A 21177-nucleotide genomic window follows, 5' to 3' on the forward strand; every position below is an offset into this window, starting at 1 on the left:
TAGTCGCCTTATAAATTAAGACTGGCAAGGCCATTATCTTCACATTGTTGTTTATTTTCAGGCGGCGCAATGACTGCGATACTTGCTGTATCGTCATTGGATAAATACTTATCTGCTACGCGTTTTAAATCCTCTTCTTTGACTTCCAGGACTTGCTTTCTAAAGGTCTCGCGAAGTTCTATTGTGCGTCCATTTAATTCAGCATGAAACGCTTGCTTGGCTTCACCTGCAGGGGAGCCTGGTTTGTCGATTGAGCTTATGACCCCCAAAATGGCTTCTTCAACGCTTAGCCAGGCGTGGTCGGTATCTTTTAGCCACTGGATAGATTGAGAGAAATCTTCGAGCGTTTCGGATAAACGAGGATCTCGGTAAGAATAGAATCTGAACGCGGCAGAATTGCTATCTTGTTGGGCTCCACCTCCGTACGCACCGCCTTGTTCGCGGATAGTTCTGTGAAGGTAACCGTTACGTAAAAATCCACCCAGCACTGTCAGTGGTGCAGCATCCGCATGAGTCATAGCGACAGTTGGAAATGCCTTTGCGCAGAAATTTACTTGCGTATTGGTTAACCACGACTGACGAACATTCGTGGTATCGGGTTGTTGTAATTCGATTTCACCGCCATCCATGCGAGCGGGCTGTATCGTATAGTGTTTACGCCAACTATCGATTAATTGGGAATGTTGTGCGGGCAGGTTAGTTTCATCACTAACGAGTAGAAACTGCATCGACTGTTGGGTAATTTTTTTGTGCAGGTTGAGTAATGTGGCAGAAAATTTCTCCATTCCCTCTGGATTTTGCAGTTGTTTATCCAGTAACTTAATAAATTGAATTCCGCCAAGACCAGAGACTCTGTGATTCAAACTACTGAGCGGAGACATGTTCGCGGTAGCTGCCGACATTGCCAAGCTATGACCGCTGCCCGTCACACTTTGCTCTCGGCGGGCGCGCATTTGAGCAACCAACTCTCTGATACGGTTATGTTCGTCAAATCGAACGCCATGTAATGTTTCCGCCATCAAGTCAGTCATAGCGATATGATTTTTGGCAAGTGCTTTTGCAGAAAGGATGATGTGGCCTCGACTTTTTTGCGGGTCGTGTACATCACTTCTTATTGAGGTGAAGCAATTGAGTGAGCCAACTATCTGAGACTGACGTTTTTGTACGCTGAGGTAGTCTTCCTCGTTGATGCCTAGCTCACTGAGACACGCTGAATAAATACCGAGTATTTGCAATTCTTCATCGGTTAAAGACGGGATGTCAATAATAGCCTGTTGATACACTAGCCCATTTGTTCCAGTTTGGTAAGAGGCAACAGGGAAGTTTTCCGTTGTACTAAAGTCCCCGGTAACATGGTGCATGTTGGCCGGTACATCTTCTATCCCCACTTTGGGTAAAACAGACATGTCATCTTTTTGTTGCTGGCGAGCTTCTAACGCTTTCGCTTGATCGATAATAGCTTGTTTCTGTTGCTCGTTTAACGACGCTTTTAATTCATCTAGGTGACGACGTTCGGCAGCTTGTTTGCGCTCTTGGATGTGTTCATCGGGCGCTAGTGTTAGGCGGACGCGGTGAGGGTTGTCTAATAGTAATTTGCGTACCAAGTTTTGGATAAAGTCAGGCTCTTTGATGGCGTCTCTTAATTTAACAATAGCCGGGTCGATATCGAGTAAACCAATTGGGTCGCCACGATGTGTTGCTGCACTTAACGCTGTCAAAATGAGTTGTAACCCATAAGGGTAGCTGTCACCACTTATCTCGCGTTGTTGCAATTCAAGTTGATGCAAGGCTGCTTCAAGATCTTCTTGCGGTACACCGTTTTGGGCAACATGTTGCAAGGTATCGAGGATCAACTGTTCAAAGGCATCCGCTTTGTCAATGTCGCTTCCTTCAATTCCACAAACAAAACTAATTTCATGTTGTGAATCGTCTAACCCACAAAGAGGCGAAGGTGAATTCCCTAAATCCGTAGTTTCTAATACATGTTGCAACGGTGAGGCGCTATTATCGAATAAAATACTTGATAACAATTGCGCCTCTAAAGCCTCGACTAGATTAGTGGATTTACCTAACAGCCATCCCATAACAATGTGGGTTTTTTCTGATAGGCTTTGGGGCGACTCTGTTTCCTGCTCTTTGGCGTCGTTGTAGGGGTAGCCCTCCATAACACGCACTGGTGAGTAATAGCGCTTTTCTTCGGGAACAAAAATATGCTCCTCTAGTTTTTCAAAACGTTTGAGAGCTTGAGCTTCAAATTTTGCTTGGTGCTCAGCTGCACTAATGTTGCCAAAAGTCATGAATATGGCATTGCTAGGGTGATAGTGTGTTTTATAAAAAGCTAACAGTTGGTCATAGCTAAGATCGGTAATACTTTCTGGGTCACCGCCACTATTGTAGTGATAGGTGGTTGTCGGAAATAAATATTTCGATAAGGTCTGCCATAGTTGAGAATTGATGGAGCTCATTGCTCCTTTCATTTCGTTGTACACTACACCTTTGTACATTAGGTCAGATTTGCTGTTGCCTGCCTCGCTAAAATCAAGACGGTGTCCTTCTTGGGCGAAGTCTAGAGGGTCTAGACGTGAGAAAAATACTGCATCTAGGTAAACGTCCAGAAGATTGTTAAAGTCTTTTTTGTTTTGGCTTGCAAACGGGTAGGCCGTCCAGTCGGAACTGGTGAATGCATTCATGAAGGTATTAAGCGAGCGCCGAATCATCATGAAAAAGGGGTCGCGAACTGGGTATTTTTCACTACCGCATAGGGCCGTGTGCTCAAGGATGTGAGCCACACCGGTTGAATCTTTGGGTACCGTGCGCAGTGCCACCAAGAATACATTCTCGTCGTAGTCAGACGCTAAGTGTATATGCTGGGCGCCGGTTGCCTTATGCTGATACTCTTCAATGGTTAAGTTTAAAGAAGCAACTTCCTGACTGCGTACTAGGTGAAACGGCTGAGCGGCAGAATGTGTCATAAGTACTGTGTTCGCAAATTAGTGATGAATGTATGGAGAACTATTATAGGTGTTATAGGACCTGGAGGCGAACCTATACTAGCGCGGTATAGGTATGCATTGGTTATCTGTTAACCAGAAAGCAGATAACGGTCAGCTCAGCAAAGATACCGGGCTTTGAGTATTAATCAAAAGACGTTTTTGCAGGGGCCTTAGCCGTTTGATCTCTGCTTCCCGTTTACTCGCGCTGCTTCGGTCAGTTGAAGACTCAACCATCAGGAGCTTTACCGGTTTGTCTCCACGCAAAGACTTCGCGCCTCGTTTCCCCGAGGAGTGTTCCTCCCAGCGCCGTGTGACGTCTGTGGTAATACCTGTGTACAGTTTGCCAGAATGGGTTTCGAGAATATAAATGAACCAGCGGGTTGAGGGTAACTGTCGGGTTTCTAGCATTTGCGGTTAAACTTCATGCAAAAATAAGTGGTCGCTACGGTGTCACTTTCTATCAGCTTCTGGAGCAGCGATTATTACGGCGTCCGGTGTGCTACTTGATCTCATAGTATCAGAAAAGAGGCTTGGGAATGTCAAACGCAGTATTCAATGATAATGAAAAGTTGCAGCTTTTAGACAATTTTTATGCGATAGCCGATGCCAAAAACTGGCATCCTAATCACACACCTAAAAACTTGGCTGCAGCGCTTAGTGTAGAGGCTGGAGAGCTGTTGGCGTTGTTTCAATGGTCAGATGACAAAGGTTTCGACACCATCGTTGAGAGTAAAAACGCGGTAGCACAGGAGATGGCTGATATTGCTATCTACCTGTTGGTCTTGGCGGATAAAGCTGGTATTGATCTAGGCGCTGCAATGCTAGAGAAGAGTCAACACAATGCAGCCCGGTTTTTGAGTAGTCATAGTGAGAATTGACGCAAAATGGCAGATAGAAATTTTGATGATTTAGCCCATCGTTTTCAGCGAAATGTATATTCAGGTTTAAAAGGGGAGATTCGTTTAGCTATTCTTCAGCGAGATTTTCGCGAATATTTGCCGATTTTCGAGTGTTCACAAGATGAAGAACCTATCACTGTTCTCGATGCGGGCGGCGGGTTAGGGCAGATGGCGCGGCTATTTGCGACGCGCGGGCATAACGTGACATTGTGTGATATTTCCGAGAATATGTTGGCACTTGCGGACGAGGAGAACAAGCAGCTTGGCTTAGATTCTCGCATTGAAATAAAACAGCTGGCTATACAGAATGTAGCGAAGCAATTCCCTCAGCACTTTGATGTGGTTACATGTCATGCCGTGATGGAGTGGGTGGATGAGCCTCAACAATTACTCGACGATTGCTTAACGTGCCTTAAACCTGGAGGCTACTTGTCGCTCAGTTACTACAATATTCATGGGTCTCATTATAAAAATTTATTGAGAACAAATTTCAAAAAATTTGCCAAGCAACAATGGGGTGGATATAGAGGAAGTTTAACGCCGTCAAACCCACTTGAACCTGAGACTGTGATGCGTTGGATCGATGAATCTGATTTTGAATTCATCTGTGAAAGTGGCATTCGTACGTTTCACGATTATATTCTTAACAAAACCGATAGGGAAAGAGAGCCCGAAAAAGTTTTAGAGCTCGAGTTGGAATATTCTCGCATTATGCCTTTTATGCGTTTAGGTCGCTATATTCATGTCTTGCTACGCAAGCCCGGTTAGTGTGTTTTCAGCAAAAAATCTTTGGCCTCGTTGACTTTAGCTGCTAGATAGTGGCTTCCTCCACGGTCTGGGTGTAGTCGTTGCATAAGTTTTTTATGTGCGTGCGTAATCTCTTCCTTTGAAGCGCCATCTACGAGGCCCAGTATTTCAAGAGCCTCTTTTTTATTCATTTCGTTTTATGCGGGTGCTCTTGCGCTGTTGTTCGTGCTGCCCTCGAATGTTTCATCAGGATATGTTCTTTGCGCGTAAGCCATCAATAATCGGAATGATTCTTGATCGTTTGTTTGGTAATACCCTAATAGTTTCTTTATTTCTGCAATGGATAGCGAGGCTAGAGTACGTGATTTATATAATCCGTCTGTCATTTCGCCAGAAATATCGCCGCTATCGTGATCAAGGTTTAGCGTTAGGTAAGCGGTCTTTACTTGAGAGTTATTGCCTGAGTGAACTGTACTAGATGCTTTGTGTTTAAGCGTATGCAGAAGGATCGGGAACGCTTTAATTAGTAGCGGGAATAGAGCGCGAGCGATTGGAATTAGGGCAGCAAAAACAGCACCGATCCAGTGTAATTTACCAAACGCAACGAGTGTCAGTAAAATAAACGCGAGTAGGGCTCCACCCCATTGGATTAAGATGGTCTTGCGTTGTGCTTTCGGCGCATTGCTATATTTGTAGTACCCGTAGAAAAAAATAAGGGTTACTAGTGCGGCGAGAAGAGTGCGTAGAATCATACTGAAAACTTATTTCGCGATTTGCTGGGTTAATAGCTTTACGGCTTCGGGTGATTTTTCTGCAAGATTGAGTAACGCAGTCATTCCGCCGCTTGCATACACTGCGACGGCACCAAGCAATTCTTCAAGACGACGTTGGCTATGACGGTCAAATGGGCAGTATGCACCTTGAGATAATGTGGCTAATTGTTTGAATATATTGCCAACATTCGGATTTCCGCCTTCGTGGAAGATAAAAATCGGGACACCAACCAATCCCAGTTGCCCTGCTAGATCACAGAGTCGGTCTGCTGCTTCTTCCACCGCATCACCGATAAATACTAAAGCATTAACTTTGTGCCGCCTAGACTCGTCAAGGGTGTGTTGTAGCAGGCGGCCAATTTGCGTATGACCGCCAAGGCAATTGACACTTTGCATATCACGCATGAGCGTTTGAGATTGGCGATGCCAAGGAGAATACTGAAATTCGTGAAAGCCTCGGTAGTAACATAGTTGAGTAAGAATCCCGCCTAGCTTTTGCGTTTGTGTGAACATCGCGCTCTGTATTTGGCACGCGGTATCCCAGGTTGGCTGGCGGCTTGCTGTGGCGTCAATGGCAAAGATAATACGCCCGGGCTTTTCACTTGCCGTAACGGGGAGCTTATTAATCTGATCGATAAACTGCGTGATGTCTTGTTGACTAGAGACTTGTGTTGAGACTGTCTTGTCTTTCGGTTTAGTCATGATGGCCCCTGGCGTTTTGCTTGAGATTATAGTGGGCCGGGGTAAAAACGTTAAGTGTGGTCGAGGTAGGGACCAAGCAGGCAAAAAAAACCCGATGACCTGGGGGAGAGCATCGGGTCAAGACCATTAGGAGTGAAACATTAAGGATACATTCCTTAAAGTTCGGATCATCTTCATGATCCAGCCAGCGCCACTAACACTTGGGGGGATGTGTGCCGCCGACTTATTTGTAAGTATCGTACAAATTTGCGATCCGTCCAGGTCCTGGTTGCTTTTTTTTAAAACTATTTGTCATATTTTTGTACAACAGTGCCTAGGCAGGGGTATATATAGAACGAATAGGTACGTTTAGGCGTCAATAACACCTGGAGGGAGCTGCAACATAGGATTGAAAGCTCATAGTTCGAGAATTGAGATTTTTGAGAACGTAAGATTATAACAAGTACGACGACCCGATTGGTGGCTCTAGGTTGGTTCCAAAATATGGAACCTCACGTCTGTTAGCGCTTGCGGCTGATGATGTCTAGTGCTAGATTCGTAACCAAATTTAATAAAGCGGTCACGTTTCTACCCCTTTTGTTATTTGTGTGTAGATACTGCTCTCCTTACCTTTCAGTCTGCTAGCGCCAATGGCTAGTGACTGTTCTGGCAAAAGGAGGAGAGAGAGACCCAATAAGACGTATTCCACGTTACACGAGGTTTGGTATGGAAAAAACTCAACGTAAGATCGAAAAATTTAGGCAGCGTGAGCAACGAATTCTCGACGCGGCACTTGAGCTTCTTATTACACACGGTGAAGAAACCGTGACTGTCGAACAAATTGCAAATCATGTCGATATTGGCAAAGGCACGATCTACAAGCATTTCACATCAAAGGTCGAGATCTACATGCGCCTCTTGTTGGATTATGAAAGCCAGTTGGCTGATCGTTTGCGCGATGCGATACGGGAGGCAGAAGCGGGGAACTATGCGGCACCGGCTAGGGCGTACTTTGAATCTCGGATGTCAGACCCTACCAAAGATCGTCTCTTCCAACGTTTGGAGGAGAAAGTCATCGCTCTAAAGCAAGCGCCTGAGATGATTGAGGAACTCCACAAGATGCGGAATGACATCATGGAGTCGATGAACGACCTCTTTACCAGGCGCATTCAAGAAGGCTACATGGAAGATGTACCACCACACTTCTATTACTATACCTACTGGGCCTTGACCCAGGGAGCTGTTGAGTTGTTTCATTCGAAAACGTTCTCCAAAATCGATGAAAGCGGTGGTGATCTCATGCGGTTTATCATGGAGGTCGGTGTCCACATGGGTGACAAGCGGCGCTCATAGAACAAGTAAAGTTTTACTCAATTTCACCTCCTCTTGGCCGATATACAAGAGGAGGTGAAACAATGAATCGATTTCTTTCCGCTATTTTCAAAACTCCGTTTATTCTGTTTTTGCTCTTGCCGTTAGGAGCTTGCTCCTATCATTATATGAACAGCTCAACCGATGAGTGGTTGAAGCGCTTAGAATTGAAGTCTCACCACAACGTAACCAGCCTCCGCAGACATACTATTCCACGATTCAATCGCGTCTGTGTCAGTCGTCCATTTACATTAACACCGGCAGATTTACGCGCAGAAGCAAGCCAAGTACTTGCGCAGGAGCTTGGTTATTTATATCGATCGGTAGACGGTCCGCAAATGGCTTCCTCTCACCGAGAGGCCATGTTAAACGCGGCGAGACAACGTTGCGATTTTCTCTTTGACTTAGACGTGGTGCTAGATGAGGACCAAGTTGCGAGTGTTGGAGATTTTGACAATGGGGTCGATCAATTCTCCGATTTAGGGTTTGATCAATTAGGACTAAAAGTGTCCATTTGGGATGTGCGGTCTGCTCAGCTTGTTGATACCAGTTTAGTCACCAGTCGGACGTCTTTCTTGTCTTTCGCGGCAAGTAGTCCAAGTGACTTGGTTCAGAAGTCAATTCGACTTTATGTTGATAGTGTAGCTATTCAGCAGTAATGCGCATTCTTTCCTTTGCTACCACTAAGTTGGCGATATAAGATAACAGTTACATCCATTCTTTAAGCCTTTCCTGATTATTACTATGTCTGATTTTTTGAAGTCGGTTGAGCAACTCCAAGCTCAATACGAGACGCGATTACCACCGGTAGACAGCTGGAACCCTGAGCTGAGCGGGGATTTAGATATGCGAATTGATCGCAGTGGAGAGTGGTTTTACCAAGGCGATCCGATTGGCCGTTATGCGCTAAAAAAATTGTTTGCAGGGATCTTAAAGCGGGAAGGGGATGACTATTTTCTTGTAACGCCTGTTGAAAAGTGGCGAATCCAGGTTGAAGATGCCCCATTAGTCGTGACGAAATGTGAGTTTTCTCATGCGACGGTTAATGGTTCGGCGCAATCTCAGCCAATCATAATGTTAACGACAAATATGGACGATCAATTCATCGTTGATAAAGAGCACCCGCTATGGGTAGAAGAAAGAAATAGCCAACGTGCCTCTGCCGAACCTGACCTTGCACCCTATGCCACTGTACGTCGAAACATCCCCGCATTAATTAATCGCAACGTTTACTATGAACTCGTTGAGCAGGCTTTATCAGAAGGCGAAAATGAGAGTGCCAACGTGTTTAGTGCTGGTGAAATTTATTCTTTGATTCCATGAGCTCATATTAAAACCAGCTGACACTTTTTGTGTGACTCTCTGTTAGCTTTACAAAGGTTTTCATGTCTATGGCGGTCATTTCCCACTCTAAAGTATTGAAGCGGTTATGTTCTCCATCGCTTTTTAGCCAATAGATCTTATTACCTTCCACCTTTGCAATCGTATCTATGACGTGTTGATTGCAGCCGATTTCAGCAGAATCGAGTATTACTACCTCATCTCCGGGAGTTAAGGCAGCTCTACAATCCTTGACATTGCGTAGAGAATGTTTGTTTAAATTAAGAATATGTAACATTACAGCGAAATAACCCTATCGGCAGCTTGTATGATCGATTGAAAAGAACTGTCAGATATATTTGAGATTTGCAGAAATTCGTTCGTGGGTGCTACGTGGGGAATCTTATCGCCGACGCTAAAAAATGATGTGTCACCCAAATCTTGAAGTTGCGAAATTTTTTCTTTGTATGGGGCGGTGTTTAGTAAACTAAGAGATTCTTTAAAAAAAATGACCTTAACCGAGCAGTCAAATAAACAGGCTGTGATTAATACATCGAGAGACTCTAATGCTTTGTTGGCGTTGTCTGATTGGCGGATAAGTATAGCGAATTGCTGCATTGTATTATCCGCCGAAATTGATTACACGATCGGCTTGAAGAAGGCTGTCGATGTACTGACCAAGGCCTGATACCGAAATATTGGGGATGAGCGTCTCTGGTTGCGCGCTATCGGCACCTGGGTGTCTTGCGTTAAGCGATGAGACGCAAGCTACAGCATCAATGTTGTGTTGAGTTATTAACTCAGACCATATGCTAGCGAGTGGATTTTCTCGTTGTAATAGATTTGACACGCCGTCCCCGTAAAAGAATAACCGATAAACACCATGGCCTTCTGAAATCACTTGCTTTGTAAACCGCGCTGCGATTGATGAGGCTGGTGTTGTTGGCTCACAAAAAATATTAATCGCGTAGATCATTGATAACCTGTAGCCGACATTTTTCTTGAATTGCGCTTAACTTTTCATGGGCAGTAATGAATAGCGAAGATGAAGATATAGTGCCGCCCAACAAAAAGCCCTGCATATAGCAGGGCTTTTGTGTGTCACGATGCAACCGTCGCTTAATCGTCACCGGAAAACGCTAAAATCAACTGTAGCAAACTAACGAACACGTTATAGATGGCAACAAATAACATGACTGTTGCGCTGATATAGTTGGTTTCACCGCCATGGATAATGACACTGGTATACCACGCAATTATGCCGGAAGAGAGCAACAAGAACATGCAGCTCACTGCAAGGTGAAGACCTTGAATATTGAAGAACACATTGGCAATCCCGGCGATAAACGCAACCAGAATACCAACGACTAAAAAACCACCCATGAAGGTTAAATCTTTGCGGCTAACCAGTACATAACCAGATAAACCGAAGAAGATTAATGCAGTCCCGCCAAGCGCCATCAAAATAGGCTCAATACCTGCTGTAGCAACAACAAAGCTCAAGAGTGGAGCGATGGTTAGGCCAAGCCAGCCGGTTAATGCAAATACCCATACTAATCCCCAGCCACTGTTTTTGGTTTTCTCAACGGCAAATAACAGTGCGAAGTAGGGGATTAATGAAAGAAGACCCATATGAGGCATACCGACAATACTGCCGATGGTCGCTGTAACCGCACTAAATGCAAAGCATAGTGCTAGCAGGGTATAGGTATTGCGCAGTACTTTACTGATTTCAAGCGAGCTTGCTTCTGTGCTTGCCGTTTGAGTGTAGAGTTCTTGCATGTAAGTCTCCGTTTGAGATTCAGATGGATTCTGAAATCGTAGTCAATTTTCTAGCATGATACAAAGTTCGCCTTTAATTTCAAACAATTAGTTGGAAATTTCGGACTCACTGCAGGTTAGATTGTGGCGGACCTGTTTGGTTTCAAGAAGTACGTAGAAATAATGGTTCTAATTTTAGCTGTTGATAGTGGGATATTGATAAAAGGTGGCAAATCGGCATTAAAACCGGATAAAAGTAGGGGGTACTATCGCTTTCATAGTTGCACCAAGGTGAGGGCGAAATATTGGAACAATTATGTGTGATGATTAGCGTCTAATCGCTATTGCTATCTCTGAAGGATGTTTTTTCGAAATAGACACTGCGCAGACAAGCGCTTCAGAAGCGGCGTTCTAATGTGTTCTATCGTGGTAGAGATTAACCTAAACAGGTTGCTGCCGTTTAGCCCCTGTAGTGTTCGTGCTGACCTGCTCGTTGCGATGCCCTCAGAGCAAATTGCTAGGCGCGTTGTGGTATTTACCAGGCATAACAAACAGGGCGTTTTGTCTGCCACGAGCGTGTGGAAACGAAGGGCGGTCTTCACGCCTCAAACTGCCATAAAAAAACCCGGCAGGTGCCGGGTTTTGAATATGGCGGTGGGGCAGGGATTCGAACCCTGGGAGCTGTTACACTCAACGGTTTTCAAGACCGCCGCTTTCGACCACTCAGCCACCCCACCGGAAGAGGCGCAGATTATACAGTTATCCTTTTCGCTCGCAAGTCCGAAAATGCTAAGTTTCCGGCGAGCGAGAAAAACTGTCTATATCAGCACCAAATTGATGATTTATAAGGCTTTTATAACGCCTTATTTTAATTGCATTAACCTTCCTGTTCAGTAAGCCCTTGCTTTTGATTTCTTGGATCATTGGCCGGACGTGCTATGGGGCGTGGATTATGCGGTACCGGCGATTCAAGCGAAGTGTCTAATGCTCGGCTCGCAGGGATGGTCACGTTATGGGTTGTAATTTTCACCATTGTAACCGGCTTCGGGTTGAGTCGCGGGTCATTCGCTGCTCGTTGAGGTTCGAGAGTCTGACTCGAATTGTCCTGCGCTGTTGGGGTTGCTTCGGAATCTTCTGAAGATTCAGTGCTCGCCGCGGCAATAGCGGCCTCATCGCTTTGCAGGGGAGTTTCTGCCGAGGATGACGCTTTATCGGCCGCTTCTGAATCGCTGGCAGCCTCGGTAGCTGGCGCTATGCTAACCTCTTCGTCTTCCGCGACAGCGGGAGTTGGTTGGACGCTCTCTTCAGTAGACGGTTCTGCTGTGATATCTCCGCTTGGCTTAGCTGCAACAGCTGGTTCAGCACTCAGTTTAGCTATGTCATTATCAGTTGTGCCTGACGACACGCTGGTCGCTTCAGTTTGGACCTCTGGTTTGGTAGAAGCGTTAGCTTCCGATGCTGGTGAAGGCTGTGCCCCTTCTGCCGGCTTTGTGGCCACTGGCTGACTGGGTTTTGTAGCTTCAGACATATCAGTAGCTTTTGCTTGCGTTCCCTCTGAGGCCACTTTAGCGTCGGCTGCTAATGGCGCTGGGCTATCGCTACGTGGAGTCTGCGCGGGCGCTGTTGCTGTTTCCTGGGCGGGCGCTTTCGCCGGCTTATTTTCCGCAGAGCTGGATTCGTTGGTGTTGGCCTCCGCCGATTGAACTAAGTCTTCACGGCGACCTTTGCGACGTTGTTGCGGGCGGCCACGTTTGTTTGCGGGTCGCTTTGGTGGATTGTTGGCGCTTTCAGTCGAATCGTTCTGCGACCCGGCTGACTTTTCATTAACCGCCTGTGTGCGCTGTTGCTCATCGCGCTGATTTTGTCCACGGTTGCGATTATCGCGGCGGTTGTCGTCCCGACGGTTATCATCGCGATTACCACTTCGATTATTGCGATTGTTGCTACGATTGCCGTTTTCGCGACTATCGTTGTTCTGGCGACGGTTTCTGTTGCCGCTGCGGTTGCGCTGGTTACGGTTATTTTGGCGGTTACCTGAGCGCCTTTGTTGTGGCTTTTTCTTCTTTGAGTCTTTGCTGTCTGAATCGCTAAATAATTCTCCGAGTGCTTTGAATAGTCGCGATAACAGGCTTGGTTTTGCGGGTTTTACAGGTTTAGGCGCGGGTTGCTCGGGAGCTACCTGCTGGATCGCTGGTCGCGCCACCTTCGCCGGGGCGGTGGGTGCTGTTTCGCTTGCTTTTTCCTCGGCAGCATCGGCAGTGCTAGAAATTTTATAGCTCGTCTCTAGGGTGTCGGTGGCATCGTCGCGTAAACGGAGCACTTCAAAGTGAGGTGTAACCATTTCACTGTTGGGAACGATTACCACGCGAATATTGTTACGGTTTTCGATGCTCGATATCGTTTTTCGCTTTTCATTTAACAGGTAGGTCGCAACGGGGACGGGGGCAATGGCCCGAATTTCCGCACTACGCTCTTTTTGTGCTTCTTCCTCAACTAAACGCAAAATCGAAAGTGCTAGCGATTTCGTCGAGCGAATTGTGCCTTGTCCGCTACAACGTGGACAGACTTTTGAGGTGGTTTCACCGAGCGAAGGGCGCAAGCGTTGGCGTGACATCTCAAGCAAGCCGAAGCGAGAGATTTTGCCTACCTGGACGCGCGCACGGTCCATGTCTAATGCGTTCCGCATGCGATTTTCGACTTCTCGCTGGTTGCGGCTGGACTGCATATCAATAAAGTCAATAACTACCAAACCGCCCATATCTCGCAAGCGTAGCTGACGAGCGATCTCATCTGCTGCTTCAAGGTTGGTTTGTAAGGCGGTGTCTTCGATACTCCCACCTTTTGTCGCGCGCGAAGAGTTGATGTCTATCGAGATTAAGGCCTCTGTAACATCTATGACAATAGAACCACCTGATGGCAGTTTTACTTCGCGCTCAAAGGCTGTCTCAATTTGACTTTCTATTTGATAGCGGTTGAAAAGAGGGACGTCGTCGTCATAAATTTTGATGCGGCTTTTGAAATCAGGCATTACCTGCTGGATGAATGCCGACGCGAGATTGTGAGCATCTGGCTGATCGACGATTACTTCGCCGATATCCTCGCGAAGGTAATCTCTAATCGCTCGAATAATGACATTGCTTTCTTGGAACAGAAAGTGCGGCGCTTTACTATCAGTTGCTTCTTTCTTAATTTCGTCCCAGAGGCGAATTAGCCAATTGAGGTCATACTGTAACTCTTCAGAGGAACGCCCTACACCCGCTGTACGGATTATCGCACCCATCCCAGAAGGGATATCTACACTACTCAAGGCTTCTTTGAGAGAGGATCTATCTTCACCCTCGATGCGTCGTGAAATGCCTCCCGCACGTGGATTGTTTGGCATTAATACTAGGTAACGACCAGCTAAGCTTATAAAGGTTGTCAGTGCAGCACCTTTATTCCCGCGCTCTTCTTTATCAACTTGGACGATGACTTCAAGGCCTTCCTTTACGACATCCTTTATCTTGATGCGACCTTCGATATCCTTAGGTTGTTTTATAAAATATTCGCGTGAAATTTCTTTTAGCGGAAGGAAACCGTGGCGCTCTGCGCCGTAATCGACAAACGCGGCCTCTAAACTAGGTTCGATTCGTGTGATTTTACCGAGGTAAATGTTGGCCTTTTTCTGTTCTCTGGTGCGATTTTCAATATCGAGATCATATAACCACTGTCCATCGACGAGCGCTACACGTAGCTCTTCTGGCTGGGTGGCATTAATTAACATTCTTTTCATGTGACTAACTCATAACATTAGGCACGAGTAGAAGGCTAAAATGATAGGAATTTAGGCGCGATTAATCGACGATTAATCGGGGAGCGATGAAGGTATCAACAGGCGCTGGAAAAACGTTAGCGCAGACTTTTAACGTGATGCGGCAGTATGCATTAGGCAAATAATCCCCAAAACACAAAAAACACCAAGAGCACATAGGTGCATGGTGTATTAGTGTTGGATTTCAATGTCGTTGCTAACCGCATCTGTAATAAAGCCGTAAACGCTTGTTTATTAATAGTTGTTATGTTTTAAGCAAACACAACGTGTATAACTTAACTATTGTCTTTAATGCTACCTGTGGAACAACACGTGGATCTAGTTACGAATAACGCGTAAATTTGATCACTTTTAAATTGGTAGTAACGTGTCGTCGTAATACTTTCTATATACCTAAAATTTCTTTCTGTCTTAACCGCGCTAACTCGCGCATCATTTTTAACGAGGGTTTGCTTTGCCTTTATTAAATGCTGCTAAAGCAATCCGTAATTTAGAACTTTTTCTATTCGGCTGTAACAAGGCCTTAATCTGTGAGGCTTTACAGAACAGAGTTGAAGAGCAACAACCAGTGCTTGCAGTCTTCCCGAATCTGAATGCTATTGCACGAAAGTCAAGAATGGATCCTTTTGATGTTTAAGTTCGCGCGAGCTGGCTAGCGAAAGAGATGTGCTAATCAGATGCGCCATCGAAAGGAGTGCGTTTCTGGCTTGACACTCGAGACATATAGCGGCCTGACTATAGCACTAAATTATAAGTCCTTCAAATACTTAGAAAATTCAAGCGTCAGAAGAGTCTAGTTGGTATTATGCCTGAATGACGAATAGCAAAGATCAACTACGGGTATCGTTTGTCGAAGTGGAGCCGGATTCAGCAGGGCAAAGAATCGACAACTTCTTGTTAACCCATTTAAAAGGTGTCCCTAAATCTAGGATTTATCGCCTTTTACGCAAAGGTGAGGTTCGGGTTAACAAAGGGCGGATTAAGCCGGAGTATAAATTGTGTTCTGGAGATTCGATTCGTATTCCCCCTATTCGTACGTCTGAAACTGCCCCAGCCCCTGTCCCTAGCGAACGGCTTCGTGAGTTGTTGTTGGGTTCCGTGTTGTTTGAGAATGATCAAATGTTGATCATAAACAAGCCGAGCGGCATAGCCGTTCATGGCGGTAGCGGGATAAATTTGGGCGTGGTTGAAACGCTTCGCTATGCCCTTGGTATTAAGAAATTAGAGCTAGTGCACCGCATCGACCGTGATACGTCAGGTTGTTTGTTACTTGCCAAACGACGAAGTGTATTAAACCAATTGCAAGACCAGTTTAGGGCTAAAACTGTCCAAAAGCATTATCAAACGCTAGTTGAAGGGAGTTGGCCAAAGCATGTGGTTGAGGTCAACGCGCCGTTGCTCAAAAATCAGCTAAAAAGCGGTGAGCGTATGGTTCAGGTAACCCAGTCTGGAAAGCCTTCTGTAACACGCTTTAAAATTTTGCAGCGTTTCGATGAGGCGACGTTATTGCAGGCAAGCCCGGTAACAGGAAGAACTCACCAAATAAGAGTTCATTGCCAATTCACAGGGCATCCGATTGTGGGAGATGACAAATACGGGAATGCGGATGTAAATAAGAAGATGCGTGAAAAAGGCTTTGCGCGACTATTTTTGCATGCGGCGAGTCTAACTATTACTGACATAGACAGCGGCAAACCGTTTACGGTCGAGGCGCCGTTGCCGGCGGAGTTGCTCAAGCCATTAGAGTTGCTCTAAAAATGGGGAATTTGTTTAGCGGCGAGGATGACTAGTGTTATACATTTTTGACTGGGACGGAACGCTGTGTAATTCACTACATAAAATTGTGCAGTGCACACAAATTGCCGCCCAAGAGTTGGGGATTCCTGTACCCGAAGAGGATGCGGTCAAGGAGATTATCGGTTTAAGCTTGCCAAATGCTATCCAACGCATTTTCCCAGGGATCTCTGAAGTATTGATGCAGGCGATGGTAGATTCCTACTCACGCCAATTCCGCGCAGATACTCATTCACCACTTGATTTTTATCCCGGGGTGGAGGAGACATTACGAAAATTACTGGACGATGGACATCACCTAGCGGTGGCTACGGGGAAAAGTCGTCGAGGCCTCGATAGAGTGCTGGTAGAGATGGGTTTAGATGGCACCTTCCATGGAACGCGTTGCGCCGATGAAACTCAATCAAAGCCTCACCCGCTCATGCTCGAAGAGTTGCTTGAGGAATTATCGATGAAAGCAGAGGAGGCGGTGATGGTAGGAGATACAGAGTACGATATGGAAATGGCGCAGCAGCTTGATATGCCCCGAATCGCGGTGAGTTACGGCGCTCACAGTATCGATAGGCTTATCCCCTATGAACCGGTATTGTGTATGGACCAGTTTGACGAAATCTTGGCCTGGAAAGGGTAGTGCAGGTGAATTTTGGGGATCAAAAGCCTTCCTTGGTGTTGGCCTCCAGCTCGGTATATCGGAGAGAGCTGTTATCCCGTTTAGGTTTGCCTTTTTTACATTTAAGCCCCGATATCGACGAATCTCCGTTTCCTCGTGAAGCGCCAGAAGCGCTTGTAGATCGGCTCGCAAGGTCCAAGGCAGAGCGCGTGATTTCTACAATCCGTAGCGGTTTCACGGTTGACAGGGCTGACCTAGCTGAGACAGCCTGGGTCATTGCCTCTGATCAAGTGGCCAGCTTAAACGGGGAGCTTTTGGGTAAGCCAAACAGTGTCCCAAGGGCAATCGAACAGCTGTCACGATGTAGCGGTCACCAAGTGTGTTTTCATACTAGCTTGTGTTTGTATTCCTTGGGTGCGGGTGTCGATGCCAAACTGATTGATGCTTTCATCAGCTCAACCAAAGTTAGCTTTCGTGAGCTGACGCGGGCGCAGATAGAAAACTATATCCACCGTGAGAAACCCCTTGATTGCGCAGGAAGCTTTAAGGTCGAAGGGTTAGGGGTTTCATTGTTTACAGGTATAGAAAGCGATGACCCGACGAGCCTTATTGGGTTACCTCTCATCGCATTGACGGGTATGTTGCAATCCGTCGGTTTGGACCCATTGAGCGTCAATTCCATACAATAATCGCCCTCACGAGCTTGAGAGGTGCCCAAAACCACTAAATATGGTGATTTTTTGCACTCCGAGGGCTATTTACCTTTGACAGACTTAAGGTCGATCCCTATTATTGCGCCGCTATGTCGGAAGCCCCCAAATTACAAGCCTTACCACGCTGGGTAGATGCCCGCAAATTTGCATATCAGGGCGTTGAAATGGAGGGTTTTATAGCGCGTGATCAGCTCTCGCGTTTGGCCGATGCAGTGGTTCAAGTTGTACAGCCCGTGCATGCAAAACTTCAATTTTCAGTTGATGATAGCCGACATCGTATTGTGTCCGGTGAGGTTAACGTTGAAGTCGAGGTGACTTGCCAGCGATGCATGGAAAGCGTGCCCCTGTCTATACAAGGCCAACTATTAGTCGGTGTGGTCGCTAGTGAAGACGAGGCAAAGCAACTACCAAGAGATATTGAGCCTTGGTTGTTGGCCGACGTAGAGGGTAATTGCGACCTCTACGAAGTCATCGAAGATGAGCTACTGTTAGATTTGCCGATGGTGTCTTATCACGATTATCAATGCATTGACGATAGTTTGTACTCTAGTGGAGACGAGGTCGTTGAAGAAAAGGCGGAAGAAAAACCAAGCCCCTTTGATGTGTTGAAAAATCTAAAGAATACGACCGATAGCTAAATTGGCTGGCGGTATTAGATACATTTCAGCTTGAGTAAGCTGTGTTAAAAGTTTGATTTATATTCCAGGAGTTTGTCATGGCCGTTCAACAAAACAAGAAAACGCGTTCTAAGCGTGGTATGCGTCGCGCTCACGATTCGCTATCTCAAGCAACTTTGTCTGTCGACCCAACCACTGGTGAAAAGCATCGTCGTCACAATGTGACTGCTGATGGCTTTTATCGTGGCAAAAAAGTGGTTGAGACTGATTCAGAATAAGTTTGAGTCCAGCATCTAAAATCCGAATCGCGATTGATGCTATGGGTGGGGACCTTGGTCCTCATCCTATCCTGTCAGCTGCCCGGCGCTTCGCATCCTCTCACCCCCAAATAGATATCATTCTCGTGGCGCAACTCGATGCGTTAGATATCAGCCTGTTATCAAACCTGCCAACAAACCTCTCAACATTCAATGCGAGTGACATCGTTTTGATGGACGATACGCCAGCAACCGTTCTTCGTCATCGCCAACAATCGTCGATGTGGAAAACGCTGGAGTTAGTCAAGTCGCAACAAGTAGATGCGTGTGTAAGCTCTGGTAATACCGGCGCGTTGATGGCTATTGGAAGGCATTTGCTTAAAACGTACTCGGGGATTGACCGACCTGCCATCTGTAAGCCCCTGCCTGCTACTAACGGGCGGTGCTATTTATTAGACCTAGGGGCAAATATAAATTGTACTGCACAGCAGCTGGAGCAATTCGCGACAATGGGGGCGGTATTGGCGCAAGTCGCTGAAGGTTGTGCGCGCCCGAAAGTAGGTTTGTTAAATATCGGTGAAGAAAATATCAAAGGTGTTGAGCCTGTTAAAGAAGCCGCTCTGCTACTCCAGCAAAACGAAAAAATTAATTATGTTGGTTTCGTTGAGGGAGATGATATTTACACAGGTAATGTGGATGTGGTGGTGTGTGATGGATTTTTGGGTAACATTGCACTTAAAGTCAGTGAAGGGGCAGCCAAATTTTTAGCGCAAAGTATTCACAGGCTATTCAGTAACCAGTGGTACGGACGCTTTATGGGGTTGTTGGCAGCTCCAGTTGTGAATCAGTTTCGTGCGAAATTTGATCCGGCGCGTTACAATGGTGCTTCTCTGCTTGGTTTGCAAGGTACCGTTATTAAAAGCCATGGAGCCGCAAATGAACTCAGCTTCTACTACGCTATCGAAATGGCGGTGCGTCACGTTGAAAATCAAATCCCTCAAAAAATTAACGCCCAGTTTACAAATTTGTATAACTAGCCTTTTTAAACGCCTACCTATCTGATTAATTCATTATGTCTGAACGAGAAGTACCGACAGGTTTTGAGAACCTTTATCGAGAGAGTAATTATGTCCAGTTGCTTGGCCCGCTCTATCATAAGCGCGATGGTACTGGTCACATTATTGGCCTAAGAATTGCGGAAAAACACTGTAATACGCGCGGGGACGTACATGGAGGAGTGCTAAGTAGCATTGCTGATACCGCAATGGGTTATAATGTCGCTTTTAGTGAGGAACCGCCGACGTCGGCGGTTACTGCTTCATTAACTGTCGACTATCTGGGGCGAGCCGCCGTGGGCGATTGGTTAGAGGCACATGTCAATATAGAAAAGAAAGGTAAGAGGCTAACCTTTGTGACGTGTACATTTTATGCTGGTGAAACGTATGTTGGCAGAGCATCTGGTGTATTTCACATGTTGCAGAAACGCGTTCAAACTTCAATTTAAAAAAGCATACTGATTAGGAACTACATTATGAGCATTCAGGAAAAAGTCGCGATTGTTACTGGGGCAAGTCGAGGAATTGGCGCGTCAATTGCTGATACCCTAGGCGCAGCAGGTGCAACTGTTATTGGCACGGCGACTTCTGAAAATGGTGCCACTGCCATCTCTGCGCGTTTTGCCGAGAAGGGCATTAACGGAATAGGTAAGGTGCTCAATGTAAACGAAGCGGGTGCTGCTGAAGCATTGGTAAAAGAGGTGCAAGATGAGTTTGGTGCGCCACAAATTCTTGTGAACAATGCCGGTATCACGCGTGATAATTTATTGATGAGAATGAGCGATGATGAATGGAACGATGTCATTGGTACAAATCTTAGCGCAGTGTTTAAAATGAGCAAAGCATGCTTGAGAGGTATGATGAAAGCGCGCTGGGGACGCATTGTTAACATAAGTTCTGTTGTTGGTTCTATGGGTAACGCTGGGCAGACAAATTATTCCGCAACTAAAGCTGGGGTGGCTGGGTTTGCCCGCTCTTTGGCGCAAGAAGTGGGGTCTCGGGGTATCACAGTAAATACCGTTGCACCAGGGTTTATCGATACCGATATGACAAAAGAGCTTCCAGAATCGCAAAGAGAAGAGCTTTTAAAAAAGGTCGCTTTGGGGCGACTTGGTGATCCAGCTGAGATCGCAGGTGTCGTAAATTTTCTCGCAAGTGACGCAGCAAGCTACGTTACGGGTGAAACTATACAGGTAAATGGCGGTTTATATATGTGCTAACTTCTTGATAAATAAGAAAAAAGCACATAATTCTCAAGTTTTTTAAGGTGATGCGTTACAACCTGGGGAAAATAGATGTAAAATGCGCGCTCAAATTGGGCCGCCCCTGGGGATTAACCCGAACTAACTTAAATTTTTTGGCGGCGTTAGCCGGTTTCCATCGACTAGGAGTTGAATACTATTATGAGCAGCATTGATGAACGCGTAAAAAAAATCGTTGCTGAGCAACTGGGTGTTAAAGAAGAAGATGTTAAGAATGAAGCATCTTTCGTTGAAGACCTGGGTGCGGATTCTTTAGATACTGTAGAGCTAGTTATGGCTCTAGAGGAAGAGTTTGAAACAGAGATTCCAGATGAAGAAGCTGAGAAGATCACTACTGTTCAGCTTGCTATCAACTACATCAACGAAAACTTAGCGTAATTTAATATACGCTACATTTCGTAGAGTGTAAGTCGTGTCACAAAAGCCGTATCTACGAAAGTAGAGCGGCTTTTGTACTTTCTGGGTGGCGACATTCGCGTCGCTCGTTCAGTTCCCAGCATATACAGTTTATTG

Annotated in this window: 24 protein-coding genes and 1 tRNA gene; 14 read left to right on the forward strand and 11 right to left on the reverse strand. The window is 45.9% G+C overall.

Annotated elements, in window-relative coordinates:
- Window positions 1-8 precede the first annotated feature (8 nt).
- On the reverse strand, window positions 9-2972 hold the full coding sequence (locus ACZ5NB_RS08760; protein WP_460232835.1) for an insulinase family protein: 2964 nt from the start codon (window positions 2970-2972) through the stop codon (window positions 9-11).
- A gap of 132 nt (window positions 2973-3104) precedes the next feature.
- Window positions 3105-3401 (reverse strand): GIY-YIG nuclease family protein, encoded by a 297-nt coding sequence (locus ACZ5NB_RS08765; RefSeq protein WP_460232836.1) that lies wholly within the window; start codon window positions 3399-3401, stop codon window positions 3105-3107.
- A 128-nt stretch (window positions 3402-3529) separates the two neighbouring features.
- On the opposite strand from ACZ5NB_RS08765, the gene ACZ5NB_RS08770 reads away from it, so the two are divergent.
- Both ACZ5NB_RS08770 and ACZ5NB_RS08775 read left to right on the forward strand, forming a co-directional pair.
- A complete protein-coding gene (locus ACZ5NB_RS08770; protein ID WP_460232837.1) occupies window positions 3530-3871 on the forward strand; it encodes a nucleotide pyrophosphohydrolase in 342 nt (113 codons plus the stop codon).
- Between the two features lie 6 nt (window positions 3872-3877).
- On the forward strand, window positions 3878-4660 hold the full coding sequence (locus tag ACZ5NB_RS08775; RefSeq protein ID WP_460232838.1) for a methyltransferase domain-containing protein: 783 nt from the start codon (window positions 3878-3880) through the stop codon (window positions 4658-4660).
- Here ACZ5NB_RS08775 and ACZ5NB_RS08780 read toward each other — a convergent pair.
- Genes ACZ5NB_RS08780 through ACZ5NB_RS08790 form a run of 3 tightly spaced genes read right to left on the reverse strand, consistent with a single transcriptional unit; the run spans window position 4657 to window position 6114 of the window.
- Entirely contained in the window at window positions 4657-4830 is a 174-nt protein-coding gene (locus ACZ5NB_RS08780) for a DnaJ domain-containing protein (protein WP_460232839.1), read from the reverse strand. The genes ACZ5NB_RS08775 and ACZ5NB_RS08780 overlap by 4 nt on opposite strands.
- A 6-nt stretch (window positions 4831-4836) precedes the next feature.
- On the reverse strand, window positions 4837-5391 hold the full coding sequence (locus tag ACZ5NB_RS08785) for a hypothetical protein (RefSeq protein ID WP_460232840.1): 555 nt from the start codon (window positions 5389-5391) through the stop codon (window positions 4837-4839).
- A 9-nt stretch (window positions 5392-5400) separates the two neighbouring features.
- Window positions 5401-6114 carry a VWA domain-containing protein gene (locus ACZ5NB_RS08790; RefSeq protein WP_460232842.1) on the reverse strand — a complete coding sequence of 238 codons (714 nt, stop codon included), beginning with the start codon at window positions 6112-6114 and terminating at the stop codon, window positions 5401-5403.
- Between the two features lie 705 nt (window positions 6115-6819).
- On the opposite strand from ACZ5NB_RS08790, the gene ACZ5NB_RS08795 reads away from it, so the two are divergent.
- From ACZ5NB_RS08795 to ACZ5NB_RS08805, 3 genes are all read left to right on the forward strand, one after another.
- Window positions 6820-7446 carry a TetR/AcrR family transcriptional regulator gene (locus ACZ5NB_RS08795; protein WP_460232843.1) on the forward strand — a complete coding sequence of 209 codons (627 nt, stop codon included), beginning with the start codon at window positions 6820-6822 and terminating at the stop codon, window positions 7444-7446.
- Between the two features lie 62 nt (window positions 7447-7508).
- A complete protein-coding gene (locus ACZ5NB_RS08800; protein WP_460232844.1) occupies window positions 7509-8123 on the forward strand; it encodes a DUF4823 domain-containing protein in 615 nt (204 codons plus the stop codon).
- 85 nt (window positions 8124-8208) lie between these two features.
- Entirely contained in the window at window positions 8209-8787 is a 579-nt protein-coding gene (locus tag ACZ5NB_RS08805; RefSeq protein ID WP_460232846.1) for a DUF1285 domain-containing protein, read from the forward strand.
- A gap of 7 nt (window positions 8788-8794) precedes the next feature.
- On the opposite strand, the gene ACZ5NB_RS08810 is transcribed toward ACZ5NB_RS08805, so the two are convergent.
- The 6 genes from ACZ5NB_RS08810 to rne all read right to left on the reverse strand — a co-directional run bounded on the left by ACZ5NB_RS08810 (window position 8795) and on the right by rne (window position 14317).
- Complete coding sequence (locus ACZ5NB_RS08810) at window positions 8795-9082, reverse strand: DsrH/TusB family sulfur metabolism protein (RefSeq protein WP_460232848.1); 288 nt, start codon at window positions 9080-9082, stop codon at window positions 8795-8797.
- Window positions 9082-9402, reverse strand: a complete 321-nt coding sequence (locus ACZ5NB_RS08815) for a hypothetical protein (RefSeq protein ID WP_460232849.1) — start codon at window positions 9400-9402, stop codon at window positions 9082-9084. The genes ACZ5NB_RS08810 and ACZ5NB_RS08815 overlap by 1 nt, the downstream gene beginning before the upstream one ends.
- Before the next feature lie 4 nt (window positions 9403-9406).
- Window positions 9407-9760 (reverse strand): DsrE/DsrF/TusD sulfur relay family protein, encoded by a 354-nt coding sequence (locus ACZ5NB_RS08820; protein WP_460232851.1) that lies wholly within the window; start codon window positions 9758-9760, stop codon window positions 9407-9409.
- A 143-nt stretch (window positions 9761-9903) separates the two neighbouring features.
- Window positions 9904-10566 (reverse strand): Bax inhibitor-1/YccA family protein, encoded by a 663-nt coding sequence (locus tag ACZ5NB_RS08825; RefSeq protein WP_460232853.1) that lies wholly within the window; start codon window positions 10564-10566, stop codon window positions 9904-9906.
- A gap of 628 nt (window positions 10567-11194) precedes the next feature.
- Window positions 11195-11282, reverse strand: a tRNA-Ser gene (locus ACZ5NB_RS08830).
- 140 nt (window positions 11283-11422) lie between these two features.
- The gene (gene rne, locus ACZ5NB_RS08835) at window positions 11423-14317 is read right to left on the reverse strand and encodes a ribonuclease E (RefSeq protein ID WP_460232855.1); all 2895 of its coding nucleotides are present in this window, start codon (window positions 14315-14317) and stop codon (window positions 11423-11425) included.
- Between the two features lie 852 nt (window positions 14318-15169).
- Here rne and rluC point away from each other — a divergent pair.
- The 9 genes from rluC to acpP all read left to right on the forward strand — a co-directional run bounded on the left by rluC (window position 15170) and on the right by acpP (window position 21042).
- Complete coding sequence (gene rluC, locus ACZ5NB_RS08840; protein ID WP_460232856.1) at window positions 15170-16111, forward strand: 23S rRNA pseudouridine(955/2504/2580) synthase RluC; 942 nt, start codon at window positions 15170-15172, stop codon at window positions 16109-16111.
- A gap of 34 nt (window positions 16112-16145) precedes the next feature.
- Window positions 16146-16781, forward strand: coding sequence for an HAD-IA family hydrolase (locus ACZ5NB_RS08845; protein WP_460232857.1), 636 nt, complete (start codon window positions 16146-16148; stop codon window positions 16779-16781).
- Complete coding sequence (locus tag ACZ5NB_RS08850) at window positions 16781-17449, forward strand: Maf family protein (RefSeq protein WP_460232858.1); 669 nt, start codon at window positions 16781-16783, stop codon at window positions 17447-17449. The genes ACZ5NB_RS08845 and ACZ5NB_RS08850 overlap by 1 nt, the downstream gene beginning before the upstream one ends.
- 113 nt (window positions 17450-17562) lie before the next feature.
- The gene (locus tag ACZ5NB_RS08855; protein ID WP_460232860.1) at window positions 17563-18111 is read left to right on the forward strand and encodes a YceD family protein; all 549 of its coding nucleotides are present in this window, start codon (window positions 17563-17565) and stop codon (window positions 18109-18111) included.
- 77 nt (window positions 18112-18188) lie between these two features.
- On the forward strand, window positions 18189-18368 hold the full coding sequence (gene rpmF / locus ACZ5NB_RS08860; RefSeq protein WP_460232862.1) for a 50S ribosomal protein L32: 180 nt from the start codon (window positions 18189-18191) through the stop codon (window positions 18366-18368).
- Between the two features lie 2 nt (window positions 18369-18370).
- Window positions 18371-19384, forward strand: a complete 1014-nt coding sequence (plsX, locus tag ACZ5NB_RS08865; protein WP_460232863.1) for a phosphate acyltransferase PlsX — start codon at window positions 18371-18373, stop codon at window positions 19382-19384.
- 35 nt (window positions 19385-19419) lie between these two features.
- Complete coding sequence (locus ACZ5NB_RS08870; protein WP_460232865.1) at window positions 19420-19851, forward strand: PaaI family thioesterase; 432 nt, start codon at window positions 19420-19422, stop codon at window positions 19849-19851.
- Between the two features lie 27 nt (window positions 19852-19878).
- A complete protein-coding gene (fabG, locus tag ACZ5NB_RS08875; protein WP_460232867.1) occupies window positions 19879-20622 on the forward strand; it encodes a 3-oxoacyl-ACP reductase FabG in 744 nt (247 codons plus the stop codon).
- 183 nt (window positions 20623-20805) lie between these two features.
- The gene (gene acpP / locus ACZ5NB_RS08880) at window positions 20806-21042 is read left to right on the forward strand and encodes an acyl carrier protein (RefSeq protein WP_460232869.1); all 237 of its coding nucleotides are present in this window, start codon (window positions 20806-20808) and stop codon (window positions 21040-21042) included.
- Window positions 21043-21177 lie beyond the last annotated feature (135 nt).

The organism is Aurantivibrio plasticivorans (assembly GCF_055392955.1).

Excerpts from the sequence above, each read along its gene's own strand:
- ACZ5NB_RS08855 (WP_460232860.1), top strand. The coding sequence starts at position 17,563 with ATGTCGGAAGCCCCCAAATTACAAGCCTTACCACGCTGGGTAGATGCC.
- ACZ5NB_RS08760 (WP_460232835.1), bottom strand. The coding sequence starts at position 2,972 with ATGACACATTCTGCCGCTCAGCCGTTTCACCTAGTACGCAGTCAGGAA.
- ACZ5NB_RS08780 (WP_460232839.1), bottom strand. The coding sequence starts at position 4,830 with ATGAATAAAAAAGAGGCTCTTGAAATACTGGGCCTCGTAGATGGCGCT.
- fabG (WP_460232867.1), top strand. The coding sequence starts at position 19,879 with ATGAGCATTCAGGAAAAAGTCGCGATTGTTACTGGGGCAAGTCGAGGA.
- ACZ5NB_RS08785 (WP_460232840.1), bottom strand. The coding sequence starts at position 5,391 with ATGATTCTACGCACTCTTCTCGCCGCACTAGTAACCCTTATTTTTTTC.
- ACZ5NB_RS08820 (WP_460232851.1), bottom strand. The coding sequence starts at position 9,760 with ATGATCTACGCGATTAATATTTTTTGTGAGCCAACAACACCAGCCTCA.
- ACZ5NB_RS08815 (WP_460232849.1), bottom strand. The coding sequence starts at position 9,402 with ATGCAGCAATTCGCTATACTTATCCGCCAATCAGACAACGCCAACAAA.
- ACZ5NB_RS08800 (WP_460232844.1), top strand. The coding sequence starts at position 7,509 with ATGAATCGATTTCTTTCCGCTATTTTCAAAACTCCGTTTATTCTGTTT.
- ACZ5NB_RS08795 (WP_460232843.1), top strand. The coding sequence starts at position 6,820 with ATGGAAAAAACTCAACGTAAGATCGAAAAATTTAGGCAGCGTGAGCAA.
- ACZ5NB_RS08805 (WP_460232846.1), top strand. The coding sequence starts at position 8,209 with ATGTCTGATTTTTTGAAGTCGGTTGAGCAACTCCAAGCTCAATACGAG.
- ACZ5NB_RS08790 (WP_460232842.1), bottom strand. The coding sequence starts at position 6,114 with ATGACTAAACCGAAAGACAAGACAGTCTCAACACAAGTCTCTAGTCAA.
- ACZ5NB_RS08870 (WP_460232865.1), top strand. The coding sequence starts at position 19,420 with ATGTCTGAACGAGAAGTACCGACAGGTTTTGAGAACCTTTATCGAGAG.
- acpP (WP_460232869.1), top strand. The coding sequence starts at position 20,806 with ATGAGCAGCATTGATGAACGCGTAAAAAAAATCGTTGCTGAGCAACTG.
- rne (WP_460232855.1), bottom strand. The coding sequence starts at position 14,317 with ATGAAAAGAATGTTAATTAATGCCACCCAGCCAGAAGAGCTACGTGTA.
- ACZ5NB_RS08810 (WP_460232848.1), bottom strand. The coding sequence starts at position 9,082 with ATGTTACATATTCTTAATTTAAACAAACATTCTCTACGCAATGTCAAG.
- ACZ5NB_RS08770 (WP_460232837.1), top strand. The coding sequence starts at position 3,530 with ATGTCAAACGCAGTATTCAATGATAATGAAAAGTTGCAGCTTTTAGAC.
- ACZ5NB_RS08775 (WP_460232838.1), top strand. The coding sequence starts at position 3,878 with ATGGCAGATAGAAATTTTGATGATTTAGCCCATCGTTTTCAGCGAAAT.
- ACZ5NB_RS08825 (WP_460232853.1), bottom strand. The coding sequence starts at position 10,566 with ATGCAAGAACTCTACACTCAAACGGCAAGCACAGAAGCAAGCTCGCTT.
- ACZ5NB_RS08765 (WP_460232836.1), bottom strand. The coding sequence starts at position 3,401 with ATGCTAGAAACCCGACAGTTACCCTCAACCCGCTGGTTCATTTATATT.
- rluC (WP_460232856.1), top strand. The coding sequence starts at position 15,170 with ATGACGAATAGCAAAGATCAACTACGGGTATCGTTTGTCGAAGTGGAG.
- rpmF (WP_460232862.1), top strand. The coding sequence starts at position 18,189 with ATGGCCGTTCAACAAAACAAGAAAACGCGTTCTAAGCGTGGTATGCGT.